The following is a 13,049-nucleotide window of genomic DNA, read 5'->3' as shown; positions in this document are numbered from 1 at the left end:
CTGTGTCCACACAAGTTCAATGTGGGAGCGAGCCTGCTCGCGAAGAGGCCATCAGCTGCAATGAAGATCTACCGCCCGCGCAAATGCTCAAACAACATCCGGCTCACCGGTGACAACCCTGCCTCATCGCGCACCACCACAATCAGCGCGCGATCGGACCAGACATCGGTCAGCGGCACCGCGCGCAAGCCCAGTGCCTGACCAAACAACTCATAGGCTCGCTGCGGCAGAATGCCGATGCCCATGTTCGCCTGGACCATCCGGCACACCGCATCGAACCCCGGCACATGAATGCGAATGCGCAGGACTTTACCGGCCTGCCGCGCCGCTGCATGGGTACGCATGTTGATCGAACTGGCCGCGTGCAAACCAACGTAGTCGCTGTCGAGGGTTTCATCGAAGGCCACCGATTCATGCGCAGCCAACGGATGCTCCGGCAGCATCACCACCACCAGTTTGTCCGGGCGATACAGCGCGCTGTACAGACCTTTGATGTCGCTGTCGTCGGAGCAGATGCCGAGGTCCGCAACGCCGTCGAGCACGCCCTGAATCACCCCGGCGCTGGGCCGTTCTTCAAGGTCGGTCTTGACCTGCGGATGCTGCGCGGAGAAGTCGCGCAAGTCTTCGGGCAGGAATTGAATGATCGCCGAAAGATTGGCCAGCATGCGCACGTAACCACGCACACCGTGGCTGTGCTCGCCCAGTTCCAGGCCCATTTTTTCCACATTGAAGAGCATCTGCCGGGCGTGGTGCAGCAGGGTTTCACCGGCCGGGGTGAGGACCATGCCTTTGGCCTGGCGCACGAACAAAGCGATGCCCAACGCCTCCTCTAACTCCATCAGCCGCTTGCTCGCCGCCGAAACCGCGATGGCCTCGCGCGCAGCTGCACGGGTCAACGTGCCTTCCTCGTGGACGGCGACGAACAGTTGTAGAGTGATCAGGTCGAGACGGCGGATCAGGCTTTTTTGCAGCATGGTGGGCTCGAAGGCAGGGTTCATCCGAGCCGGCAGGATAGCCCGGTTTTACCGCTGACTGCTCAGTTGCCCATGCTGGCGCGCTGTTTTGTGACAGGCGCGGTCAGCAAGCGGACCAACTGCGCGCTGTCGTCCTTGCGACCCAACACAAGGATGAATGAGCCTTGCAGGCAGGCATCGATGGCTGACCATGAAATGTCCTTCGCGCCCTCGACATCAAACGAATCATCCACTGCGCCATCGACCAGAAAACCTCCCGTCAGCAAGCCTCGTGCGCTGCCCGAGGTCTGTCCGACCGCAACGATCCGTTTGCCGGCGATGTCGTCCAGCGCGAACCCTGCCGTCCATTGCCTGAGATCCAGTAGCTGTGTCGCTGGGGTGATCACAGGATTTTTGCCATTGAACGTTTCGTCCAACTCACCGGTATGGTTGATACCACTGATGAACGCATGTTGCAGTTTCGTGCCTTCCGTTGACTCGACCGCCGAACCGAACAGAAGCAAGCGCTCTGCCGTTTGCTCAATGATCTGCTCCACGCGGCTTTCGAGCGGGTGACCATCGCGCTGAAGGTTCAATAGCAGTACGCCCTTGTAGCCGAACGCTTCTGCAACTTTCCCGTTGTGGTCGAATGCCATGACCAACCCCTGATTGGTTATTTCTGTTTTGCCGTGCAGCAGAATCAGCCCATCGTCGAGCTGGATGATCCCGGACAGCGAAATGGCCACGCCTGGCAGCGACAGGGGCAGCCAACCGTTGCTGGCGAACGATAAATCGTCCGAGCCATCGAGATGGAATCGCGTCAACAGGCCACTGCCCTTTTGCGCGGTCACAAACAGCAGCCTGTCCGGCTGCGCAAGCTGCGGATCGGATTTCGCCAGCAGCAGTTGCCCATGGGTCGCCCCAAAGAGTGCCGGAATCCGCATGGGCACAATCCGGTAGCCATTACTGTCGCCGCCGAACTCGATATCCGGCGAACCGTCGGGCAGAAACCGCGCGATGACTTGCTGGTATTCAAGCGTCTTGTCTTTGACCACGCCAATCACACCGCACATCCAGATCCGTCCGAGCGCATCAACGATCAATGGCCCGCCTTGGGTGAGCGAGCCTGTGCCGAACTGGCCGCTGAGATATCCGCCGGTGGCGAAATCCGGATCCGGATTGCCATCGGCATCCAGGCGCGCAAGGCCGTAGTACGAATGGCCCGATTGCTCGACGGTAGCGCTGACCATGATCTTCCCCGAAGGCGTGATCGACACGCCTTCGGCAATGGTCTTGGCCGCTCCGGGGAATTTCAGCGTTCGCAGACCAAACTGAGCATCCAGCTCCCCGGCTGACTGCACGGTTGGGGGCAATGGCGCGGTGGATTCCGGCATGTTCGTATTCTCCTGTGGGATCGACATCGATCCCCTCGCTGGGAGCATTCGACCCGAAGAAGCCACGCCGGACAACTGACACAAATGACAGTTTTTTAGAAGAAAACGAAATTGATCACCGTGCAAAAAAGACTGGATGACTGGTAGTTCTTACAGGTTCGAATTCAGGCACGTCATGCCAACCTCAGCGTTCAAATCAGCCATGGACGAGAAGAACGATGAGCACTCGCGACGAGCAAATGTCACAACCTGCCTCGGCTCCGACCATCACCTACCCCGAGGAGGCCAGCACGACGGGACCTGCGACATTGTTGCTCGGCAGCGGCATACCCGATGCGCTTGTACAGGTCTGGAACATTGAAAATACTCATTCGCTCGGTGCAGGGCTGGTCAGCGCAAAGGGACGATGGGCGTTCAGCATCAGCGGCGCCCAGGCTCCAGGCCAGCAGAAGATTCACGCCCACCAGACGTATGCAGGCATCACGTCTGAATGGAGTGAAGAGCGCGGATATGAGGTGCGACTACGGCCCGAAATCGAGGTCCCGGGCGTCTTCGTACCGCTTGAGGGAGCGGAGGTAAATGCGTCTCTGATGTTGTCGGGAGATGTCGCACGGGCCGAGGGATTCGTCAGTATTTTCGATCTGGACACTGGCCTGGAGATTGCCAGAGCAGCGGTCGAAAGCGACCGGAAATGGCAAACACCGGCTGCACACTCATTGGCGGTCGGGCAGTACCGTATATCCGCCGTTCACAACATCGCCGGCCAGGTTTCAGATTGGAGCCGTGTGCGGACATTTACCGTGGTCGCAGAAGCAAGCGAAGGACTGTTCGACCTCGCTCGCCTGCGCGCCTTCATTCAAAACGCGTTGCGGAAAATTTCCTCGATCTGGCGCTGATCTGCCGCCCGTGGATTGGTCAGTCCGCACGCATCCTTCAAAGCATTGGCGGCGAGCACCGGGATGTCGCTGAGTTTTGCGCCCAGCTCACGCAGTCCGCCGGGAATCTCGACGTCTTTGGCCAGACTGCGAATGGCATTGATCGCCGCTTGGGCGCCCTCTTCCGCGCTGAAACCGCGAATGTCCGCGCCCATGGCGTGGGCGACATCCCTGAGTCGTTCAGCGCAGACCAGCGCATTGAAGCTCTGCACATGTGGCAGCAGCACGGCATTGCACACGCCGTGAGGCAAGTCGTAGTAGCCGCCGAGTTGATGCGCCATTGCGTGGACAAATCCGAGCGAGGCGTTGTTGAACGCCATGCCGGCGAGGAACTGCGCGTAAGCCATGTTCTCCCGCGCCGCCAGGTCGCTGCCGTCGCGCACGGCCAGGCGCAGGTTGCTGCTGATCAGGCTCATCGCTTTAAGCGCGCAAGCATCGGTGATCGGGTTGGCGGCGGTCGAGACGTAGGCTTCGATAGCGTGGGTCAGTGCATCCATGCCAGTGGCGGCGGTGAGGCCTTTGGGCATCGCGACCATCAGTTCCGGATCGTTGACTGACAGCAGTGGCGTGACGTTGCGGTCGACGATGGCCATTTTCACGTGGCGCGATTCGTCGGTGATGATGCAGAAGCGGGTCATTTCGCTGGCAGTGCCGGCGGTGGTGTTGATGGCGATCAGCGGCAATTGCGGCTTGCTCGAACGGTCGACGCCTTCGTAATCGCCAATCTGCCCGCCATTGGTTGCGCACAGGGCGATGCCCTTGGCGCAATCATGTGGCGAGCCGCCACCCAGCGACACGACGAAATCGCAACGGCTTTCCTTCAACAGCCCCAGACCCGATTCGACATTGGCCGTGGTCGGGTTCGGTCTGGCGCCATCGAAGATCACCGAATCGATGTCTTGCATTGCCAGTTTCTCGGCGATCATTGCGGCCACGCCAGCCTTGGCCAGCCCGGCGTCGGTGACAATCAGCCCCTTGCGAAAACCATAATTGCGAATCGCGAGCATGGCTTCGTCGAGGCAGCCGCTGCCCATGATGTTGACCGCCGGAATGAAGAAGGTGCTGCTCATCGTGTGTCTCCTGACTGAAGCCGGATCGACTGCCTCGATTCGGCGGGTGCACACAGGATCGACCGATCGGTCACGAGCAATGTTGATCTGGCTCAATGTCCGCTCGTGATAAAGTCGCCGTCCATCTGCCCTTTGTTTTGAGACCGCCCACGCAATGACCGATTTTCTCGATGTCGACGCCACCCTCGAAGACTGGAATGCCTTGCGCGCCGCGAACGATTTCCAGGGTTTGCTGGTGGGCAATGGCGCCAGCCGCGCGGTGTGGGATGACTTCGGCTACGACTCGCTGTTCGAGAACGCCCGTACGGTCGAAGAGAAGCCGCTGAGCCCATCGGAACTGGCGGTGTTCGACGCGCTGCAAACGCGCAGCTTCGAGCAAGTGCTGGGCGCCCTGAAAACCACCAGCCGGGTCAACAAGGCGCTGGCGGTCAGTTCGGCGGCACCGCGCAATCGCTATTACGCGATCAAGGAAGCGCTGATCAACACGGTGCACGCGGTGCACATCCCGTGGCGGCTGGTGCAGCCTTCGACACTGACGGTGCTCAATGCAGAACTGGCGCGCTATCGCACGGTGTTCACCACCAACTACGACCTGCTCAATTACTGGGCGCTGCAACACCCGGGCGAGGCCATTGACGACCTGTTCAACGGCGCAGACGCGAGTTTCGATCTGAGCCAGAGCGCCACCGACAAACCGCGTCTGCTGTACCTGCACGGTGGTCTGCATCTGGTGCGCAATCAGGACGGCACCGCGCGCAAACTGACCTCGACCGAGGGCACCCTGCTCGGCAGTTTCGCGATCAACAATACGATCAAGACCCTGGACGACGTGCCCCTGTTCGTCACCGAAGGGCCGAGCGCCGACAAGCTCAAGACCATCCGCAGCTCGGATTATCTGTCGTTCTGCTACGAGCAGTTATTGACCCATGGCGACAGCCTGTGCATCTTCGGCCATGCGCTGGGCGAGCAGGATGCACATCTGGTGCGGGCGCTGCGCCTGGCCAGATCGAAGTGCGTGGCGGTCTCGATTTATCCGCGCAGTGCCGCGTTCATCCAGCATCAGAAGCGTCACTACGCCAAGGTGTTTGAAGGTACCGGCGTTGAGTTGCGGTTCTTTGATGCCAAGAGTCATGCGTTGGGCAGTCCGAAATTGTCGGTACCGGTTGAGGTTTGATATTGGCCGGGCTGACGCCTTCGCGAGCAGGCTCGCTCCCACAATGGAATGCGGTCACCTGTGGGAGCGAGCCTGCTCGCGAAGAAGGCCTGTCAGCCAATACAAAAGGTGACTGGAACACCGCTTTCGCGAGCAGGCTCGCTCCCACAGGTTGATGTCGGATTTCAGAGGACAGGCAGGGTCTTGTCCTTGATGGTTTTCGTCGGGCCGTTGGCCTTGACGCTGGCGATGCCCTTGTCACACGCGCCATCCGATGAGTACGACTCGCTGCTGCCGATGACCTGGTGATTGGCCGCCTTGAGGTTGAAGTACGGGTGGCCGTCCTTGGTCGATTTTTTCTCGTAACGCTCGTCATGCGGGCTGTTGGCCTGCACCGAGGCGATGCCGCCGTCGGCGCCGGCGCGGGTGCTGTAGAGCTCGCTGGTCAGAATCGTTTCGGCGTTCGCTGCTTTCAACACGAACCTGAATTGGCCGTTGCTGCTTTTGCTCACTTCGTACCATCCGGACATGTCTGTTTCTCCTGGGGGCGATTGAGAGATTTCGCGCTTCAGAGTAAAGACCAGCAGCCGCGGTCTGTCGCCTGCCTCGACTACAAGGTGATTTTCGTACCGAGCAGACCGAGGAAACCGGCCAGCCATTTAGGATGCGCCGGCCACGCCGGAGCGGTGGCCAGATTGCCCTGAACATGGCCATCGGTCACCGGAATGTCGATGTAGGTGCCGCCCGCCAGACGTACTTCCGGGGCGCAGGCCGGATACGCGCTGCACTCACGCCCCTCGAGCACACCCGCCGCCGCGAGCAGTTGCGCGCCATGGCAGACCGCTGCGATGGGCTTGCCGGCGTTGTCGAACGCGCGCACCAGTTCGAGGACTTTGTCGTTCAGCCGCAGGTATTCCGGCGCACGACCGCCGGGGATCAGCAGCGCGTCGTAATCGGCTTCGCTGGCCTTGGCGAAGTCGAAATTGAGCGCGAACAGGTGCCCGGGTTTTTCGCTGTAGGTCTGATCGCCTTCGAAATCATGAATCGCCGTGCGCACGGTGCTGCCCGCGGACTTGTCCGGGCACACGGCGTGGACCGTGTGGCCGACCATCTGCAAGGCCTGGAACGGCACCATCACTTCGTAGTCTTCGACGTAATCGCCGACCAGCATCAGGATCTTTTTCGCGGCCATGGGAATACTCCTTGGGGAAAGGTCTGGGGAGTATTCAAGGTAGACCCAAATTGAGCTGCAAGCTTCAAGCTTCAAGAAAAAACAAGATCACCCATATCAGGCACACCAGCGTCATGCTGCAACTTGCAACTTGCAACTTGCAGCTTGAAGCTTGCAGCTGCCTGTTAAGGCATATAACCGTCGGCGCGCAGCAGGGTTTCCAGGCAGTGTTCGCTGATGTGGTAGAACGCCTTGAGCTCCGCAATCTTCGCCAACAACTGCGTCGGATCGACCGGTTCGGCGCGTTTCACCGCGAGAATCATCTTGTTCTTGTTGGTGTGTTCCAGCGAAATGAATTCGAAGACTTTGGTCTCGTAACCGCAGGCTTCGAGGAACAACGCACGCAAGCTGTCGGTGACCATTTCCGCCTGTTGGCCGAGGTGCAAGCCGTATTGCAGCATCGGCTTGAGCAGCGCCGGGCTCTGGATCTGCAGGCGGATCTGTTTGTGGCAGCACGGCGAGCACATAATGATCGACGCGCCCGAGCGGATGCCGGTGTGAATTGCGTAATCGGTGGCGATGTCGCAGGCATGCAGGGCGATCATCACGTCCAGCTCACTCGGCGCCACCGTGCGCACATCACCGCACTTGAACACCAGCCCCGGATGTTCGAGTTTGGCCGCTGCGGCGTTGCACAGGGTGACCATTTCTTCGCGCAGCTCGACGCCGGTGACTTCGCCCTCGGCCTTCAGCGTGTTGCGCAGGTAGTCGTGAATGGCGAACGTCAGGTAGCCCTTGCCTGAACCGAAATCGGCGACCCGCACCGGTTTGTCCAGCGCCAGCGGCGACGAAGTCAGGGCATGGCTGAACACTTCGATGAATTTGTTGATCTGCTTCCATTTGCGCGACATCGCCGGGATCAGCTCGTGTTGAGCATTGGTCACGCCGAGGTCCTTGAGGAACGGGCGGCTCAGTTCGAGAAAGCGGTTTTTCTCGCGGTTGTGCTCGGCGGACGGCGCTTCACGCAATTGCTGAGGTTTGCTCTTGAACAGCGAACTCTTGCCCTTTTTGCTGTATTCCAGCTGCGCTTCGTCGGTCAGCGCCAGTAAATGCGCATTTTTGAACGAGGTCGGCAGCAGACCCGCAATCAGCGCCATGCCTTCGCTCAGCGGCAGATTCTTGGTGATGTCGCGGGTCTTGTAGCGATAAACGAAGGAAAGACACGCCTGCGCCTTGACCGTCACCGGTTTGATGATGACCCGCTGCAGATCCGCCTCTTCACCGACGTACTTGGCCAGCACCAGCTTGATAAAACCGCTGTCGTCGAGGCTGGTTTGCAGCAGCTCGATGAACTGGGCGTGGTGATCGGCGGCCGGTTTGGCGGACGGCGCGGAAGAAGCGGAAACGGACATGGACAAGCGGCCTCGGACGGGCGGAATCGGGAATGGCGGGTATTTTAGGGGGGATGGGGGTTGGGGACACCCTCTTATTTACCCAACGGCAAAATCCATGACACCGACCTTTGTGGCGAGGGGATTTATCCCCGATGGGGCGCGAAGCGGCCCTCTGTGTTCGGCCCGTCAAACAACGCGCGCAGGTGTTGCGACTGCTACGCAGCCGATCGGGGATAAATCCCCTCGCCACACAGGCCAAATATGCGCGACTGCTTCAGCCCAACACCACCAACCGATTCGGCAATTCATTCCTCACCTGCGTCACCGGCACATGCACTTTCAACAACTCACCACACGCCTCTACACACGTGACAAACCCTTCCAGCGTGCGCCCCTGCCTGACCTGTTCGGTGAACGCTGCGACAATCGCGTCCCAGTTGCTGTTGTCCAGCCGTTTGGAAATTCCCTCGTCCACCAGAATTTCCACATAGCGCTCAGCCTCGCAGACAAAAATCAGCACGCCAGTGCTGCCCACGGTGTGGTGCAGGTTCTGTTCGAGAAACTGCCGCCGCGCCAGGTTGGAGGCGCGCCAGTGGCGCACACGGCGCGGGACCAGATGCGTGGTGATTTTCGGCAGACGAAACAGCAGGCACAGGACGATGAACATGCCCCATTGCACCAGCAGCAGACTGCGCAGGGTCAGCCAGCCGGTGAGGTAGTGGACGATGCCCGGCAACACCAGCGCCAGCAGGCTGGCCCAGAGCAGCGGGATGTACGCGTAATCGTCGGCACGGGCAGCGAGCACCGTGACCAGTTCGGCGTCGGTGTCGCGTTCGACCCGGGCGATGGCCTCGGCGACTTTGCGTTGTTCGTGTTCAGTCAGTAATGCCATGTCGAAAAGTGCCTGCTCATTATTCTTTTGATCTCACCAGCCGCCGGACGAACCGCCGCCGCCGAAACTGCCCCCGCCACCGCTGAAGCCGCCACCGCCACCGCCACCGCCGCCGAATCCGCCGCCACCGCCAAAGCCGCCCCCTCCTCCGGAGCCGCCCCGGCCGGCAGGCAGGATACCGAGCATCTGGCAGACAAACACCGTCAGGATGAACAACATCACCAGAAACATGAACAGCGCCGGGTGCCGCGAGATGAAATCATCCGCCGGGTCGCCGCTGGATTCGTACACGGTGGACGGCTCATCGAGCGGATTGCCACCGAGCACCACCAGCATCGCCGCAACGCCATCGCTGATGCCTTTGCTGAAGTTGCCGGCCTTGAACGCCGGCGTGATGACCTGATGAATGATTACCGACGACTGCGCGTCGGTCAGGCGATCCTCCAGGCCATAGCCGACTTCGATGCGCAGTTTGCGCTCGTCACGGGCGACGATCAGCAAGGCGCCGTTGTTCTTGTCCTTCTGGCCGATGCCCCAGTGCCGACCGAGCTGAACGCCGAAATCCTCGATGGTGGTGCCCTGCAGATCCGGCAGCGTGACCACCACCAACTGCTCGCCGGTGGCCTGCTCGTGCGCCTGCAATTGCTGGCTCAGTTGCGCGCGAATCGATGGCTCGAGCATTTGCGCCTGATCGACCACGCGCCCGCTCAGCGGCGGAAACGTCAATTCGGCCCGGGCGCTGACGGCGAACAGCCAGAGCATCAGCACCAGGCCCAGTTTCAACACACGCATGGGCAACCTCGAATCAGAATTTCACTTCCGGGGCCTTCTCCGCGCCGGGCGTGGTGGCTTCGAAGGTCTCGCGCATCGGCAGATCGCTGTACATCACGCTGTGCCACAGGCGACCGGGGAAGGTGCGGATCTCGGTGTTGTATTTCTGCACCGCCAGAATGAAATCGCGACGCGCCACGGCAATGCGGTTTTCCGTGCCTTCGAGTTGCGATTGCAGGGCGAGGAAGTTCTGGTTGGCCTTCAGATCCGGGTAGCGCTCGGAGACCACCATCAAGCGGCTCAATGCGCCGGTCAGTTGATCTTGCGCCTGCTGGAACTGCTTGAGCTTCTCGGGATTGTCGAGGGTGCTGGCATCGACCTGAATCGAGGTGGCCTTGGCTCGCGCTTCAATCACTGCGGTCAGGGTTTCCTGTTCGTGGGCCGCGTAGCCCTTCACGGTTTCCACCAGATTGGGGATCAGGTCGGCACGGCGCTGGTACTGGTTCTGCACCTGGCCCCAAGCGGCTTTGGCCTGTTCGTCGAGGGTCGGGATATTGTTGATGCCGCACGCGGTCAACAGCGTGGCGAACACCAGCAACGTGGCGATCTGTAACCGTGAACGGGAGGTTGAGCTGATATTCATTGCAGTGATGCTCCATGACACATTTGATTTAAAAACCGAACGCTGGGCATTCCCGGCCAGCGGTTGGGGCATAATCGGCGCCGCCACTGGCATGCGACGGGCTAATCGGCTAAAAAGTGCCCTTCGCGTTCACGTTGCCGCTGTCGGCTGCGGTTTTCCGGCTCAGGATTTTGCGCCGGTATCCGAACAACAATAGTCGCTCCCTACATTTTGGCTGGCCGGTGTTGCATCACCGTTTGGGCTCTAGAGAAAAAATTCATGAAGAAGCTGTGTTTGCTGGGTCTGTTCGTCAGCCTGGCCAGTCATCAGGTACTGGCCGCCACGACCCCGGTGCCTTTGGAAAACAAGGACGCTTTCATCAGCAACCTGATGAAACAAATGACCCTCGACGAGAAGATCGGCCAGTTGCGCCTGATCAGCATCGGCCCGGAAATGCCCCGCGAGCTGATTCGCAAGGAAATTGCCGGCGGCAACATCGGCGGTACGTTCAACTCGATCACCCGCGCGGAAAACCGTCCGATGCAGGACGCTGCCATGCGCAGTCGCCTGAAGATTCCGATGTTTTTCGCGTACGACGTGATCCACGGTCACCGTACGATTTTCCCGATTCCGCTGGCCCTCGCGTCGAGCTGGGACATGGACGCCATCGGCCAGTCCGGTCGCGTTGCGGCTAAAGAAGCCGCCGCCGACAGCCTCGACATCACCTTTGCGCCGATGGTGGATATCTCCCGCGATCCGCGCTGGGGCCGCAGTTCCGAAGGTTTCGGCGAAGACACCTACCTGACCTCGCGCATCGCCAAAGTCATGGTCAAGGCCTATCAGGGCGAGACCCCGAGCGCTGCCGACAGCATCATGGCCAGCGTCAAGCATTTCGCCCTGTACGGCGCGGTCGAGGGCGGTCGCGACTACAACACCGTCGATATGAGCCCGGTGAAGATGTACCAGGATTACCTGCCGCCCTACCGCGCCGCGATCGATGCCGGCGCTGGCGGTGTGATGGTGGCGTTGAACTCGATCAACGGCATTCCGGCCACGGCCAACACCTGGCTGATGAACGACCTGCTGCGCAAGGACTGGGGCTTCAAAGGCCTGGCAGTCAGCGATCACGGCGCGATTTTCGAACTGATCAAGCACGGTGTCGCTCGCGACGGTCGCGAAGCGGCGAAGCTGGCGATCAAGGCCGGCATCGACATGAGCATGAACGACACCCTTTACGGCAAAGAGCTGCCGGGGTTGCTCAAGTCTGGTGAGATCGAACAGAAAGACATCGACAACGCTGTGCGCGAAGTCCTCGCGGCCAAGTACGACATGGGCCTGTTCAAGGACCCGTACCTGCGCATCGGCAAGGCCGAGGATGATCCGGCCGACACCTACGCCGAGAGCCGCCTGCACCGCGCCGAGGCCCGCGAAGTGGCACGTCGCAGTCTGGTGCTGCTGAAGAACCACAACGAAACCCTGCCGCTGAAGAAAGACGCGAAAATCGCGCTGGTCGGTCCATTGGCGAAAGCGCCGATCGACATGATGGGTAGTTGGGCCGCCGCCGGGCGCCCGGCGCAATCGGTCACCCTGTTCGACGGCATGAGTTCGGTGATCGGCGACAAGGCCAACCTGATCTACGCCCGTGGCGCCAACATCACGGGCGACAAGAAGGTCCTCGACTACCTGAACTTCCTCAACTTCGACGCCCCGGAAGTGGTCGATGACCCGCGCCCGGCCAGCGTGCTGATCGACGAAGCGGTGAAAGCGGCGAAGGATGCTGACGTGATCGTCGCCGCTGTCGGCGAGTCCCGTGGCATGTCCCACGAATCCTCGAGCCGCACAGACCTGAACATCCCGGAAACCCAGCGCGAATTGATCCGTGCGTTGAAAGCCACTGGCAAACCGCTGGTATTGGTGCTGATGAACGGCCGTCCGCTGACGATTCTCGAAGAGAACCAGTCGGCCGATGCGATTCTGGAAACCTGGTTCAGCGGCACCGAGGGCGGCAACGCCATCGCCGACGTGCTGTTCGGCGACTACAACCCGTCGGGCAAACTGCCGGTGACCTTCCCGCGTTCCGTGGGCCAGATCCCGACCTACTACAACCACCTGAGCATCGGCCGGCCGTTCACGCCGGGCAAACCGGGCAACTACACCTCGCAGTATTTCGATGACACCACCGGCCCGCTGTTTCCGTTCGGTTATGGCCTGAGCTACACCACCTTCGCCCTGAGCGATATGGCGCTGTCATCGACCACCCTCAACGCCAGCGGCAAGCTCGACGCCAGCGTCATGGTCAAGAACACCGGCAAGCGTGACGGCGAAACCGTGGTGCAGTTGTACATCCAGGACGTCACCGGTTCGATGATCCGCCCGGTGAAAGAACTGAAGAACTTCCAGAAGATCATGCTCAAGGCCGGCGAACAGAAAGTCGTGCACTTCACCATCACCGAGGAAGACCTGAAGTTCTACAACGCCCAGCTCAAATACGCAGCCGAGCCTGGCAAGTTCAACGTGCAGATCGGCCTGGATTCGCAGGCGGTGACGCAGCAGAGCTTTGAATTGCTGTAACACCGATCCCACATTGATCGTTCCCACGCTCTGCGTGGGAATGCCTCCAGGGACGCTCCGCGTCCAGTGATGCGGAGCGTCACGGGCTGCATTCCCACGCGGAGCGTGGGAACGATCAAATGA

General features: G+C 60.4%; 12 protein-coding genes. 3 read left to right on the top strand and 9 right to left on the bottom strand.

The window, feature by feature from the left end:
- Window positions 1-68: 68 nt before the first annotated feature.
- Both HU724_RS07285 and HU724_RS07280 read right to left on the bottom strand, forming a co-directional pair.
- Window positions 69-974, bottom strand: coding sequence for a LysR family transcriptional regulator (locus HU724_RS07285; protein ID WP_186568284.1), 906 nt, complete (start codon window positions 972-974; stop codon window positions 69-71).
- A gap of 62 nt (window positions 975-1,036) precedes the next feature.
- Window positions 1,037-2,347 (bottom strand): NHL repeat-containing protein, encoded by a 1,311-nt coding sequence (locus HU724_RS07280; protein ID WP_186568282.1) that lies wholly within the window; start codon window positions 2,345-2,347, stop codon window positions 1,037-1,039.
- 218 nt (window positions 2,348-2,565) lie between these two features.
- Here HU724_RS07280 and HU724_RS07275 point away from each other — a divergent pair, with 218 nt between their 5' ends.
- A complete protein-coding gene (locus HU724_RS07275) occupies window positions 2,566-3,243 on the top strand; it encodes a hypothetical protein (protein ID WP_186568280.1) in 678 nt (225 codons plus the stop codon).
- Here the strand turns inward: HU724_RS07275 and yiaY are convergent.
- Entirely contained in the window at window positions 3,204-4,352 is a 1,149-nt protein-coding gene (gene yiaY / locus HU724_RS07270; protein WP_186568279.1) for an L-threonine dehydrogenase, read from the bottom strand. The two genes, HU724_RS07275 and yiaY, sit on opposite strands and share 40 nt — an antisense overlap.
- Window positions 4,353-4,506: 154 nt before the next feature.
- On the opposite strand from yiaY, the gene HU724_RS07265 reads away from it, so the two are divergent.
- Window positions 4,507-5,526, top strand: coding sequence for a DUF4917 family protein (locus HU724_RS07265; RefSeq protein ID WP_186568277.1), 1,020 nt, complete (start codon window positions 4,507-4,509; stop codon window positions 5,524-5,526).
- A 164-nt stretch (window positions 5,527-5,690) separates the two neighbouring features.
- Here the strand turns inward: HU724_RS07265 and HU724_RS07260 are convergent, their stop codons facing one another.
- From HU724_RS07260 to HU724_RS07235, 6 genes are all read right to left on the bottom strand, one after another.
- Window positions 5,691-6,035, bottom strand: a complete 345-nt coding sequence (locus HU724_RS07260; protein WP_133335170.1) for a YegP family protein — start codon at window positions 6,033-6,035, stop codon at window positions 5,691-5,693.
- A gap of 80 nt (window positions 6,036-6,115) precedes the next feature.
- Complete coding sequence (locus HU724_RS07255) at window positions 6,116-6,697, bottom strand: DJ-1/PfpI family protein (protein WP_186568275.1); 582 nt, start codon at window positions 6,695-6,697, stop codon at window positions 6,116-6,118.
- Window positions 6,698-6,861: 164 nt separating this feature from the next.
- On the bottom strand, window positions 6,862-8,088 hold the full coding sequence (locus HU724_RS07250) for a class I SAM-dependent methyltransferase (protein WP_186568273.1): 1,227 nt from the start codon (window positions 8,086-8,088) through the stop codon (window positions 6,862-6,864).
- 256 nt (window positions 8,089-8,344) lie between these two features.
- Window positions 8,345-8,962, bottom strand: a complete 618-nt coding sequence (locus HU724_RS07245) for a TPM domain-containing protein (RefSeq protein WP_024011959.1) — start codon at window positions 8,960-8,962, stop codon at window positions 8,345-8,347.
- 33 nt (window positions 8,963-8,995) lie between these two features.
- Window positions 8,996-9,754 (bottom strand): TPM domain-containing protein, encoded by a 759-nt coding sequence (locus HU724_RS27720; protein ID WP_125917730.1) that lies wholly within the window; start codon window positions 9,752-9,754, stop codon window positions 8,996-8,998.
- A 13-nt stretch (window positions 9,755-9,767) separates the two neighbouring features.
- Window positions 9,768-10,376 carry a LemA family protein gene (locus HU724_RS07235; protein ID WP_024011957.1) on the bottom strand — a complete coding sequence of 203 codons (609 nt, stop codon included), beginning with the start codon at window positions 10,374-10,376 and terminating at the stop codon, window positions 9,768-9,770.
- A 258-nt stretch (window positions 10,377-10,634) separates the two neighbouring features.
- Between HU724_RS07235 and bglX the strand changes: the two genes are divergently transcribed.
- Window positions 10,635-12,926: a beta-glucosidase BglX gene (gene bglX / locus HU724_RS07230; protein WP_130887059.1), complete on the top strand. Its 2,292-nt coding sequence runs from the start codon at window positions 10,635-10,637 to the stop codon at window positions 12,924-12,926.
- Window positions 12,927-13,049 lie beyond the last annotated feature (123 nt).

The sequence above is a fragment of the Pseudomonas iranensis genome (assembly GCF_014268585.2).
Classification (GTDB): domain Bacteria; phylum Pseudomonadota; class Gammaproteobacteria; order Pseudomonadales; family Pseudomonadaceae; genus Aquipseudomonas; species Aquipseudomonas iranensis.
Note: the sequence above shows the minus strand (reverse complement) of the source record. Positions and strands in the feature narration are given on the sequence as shown.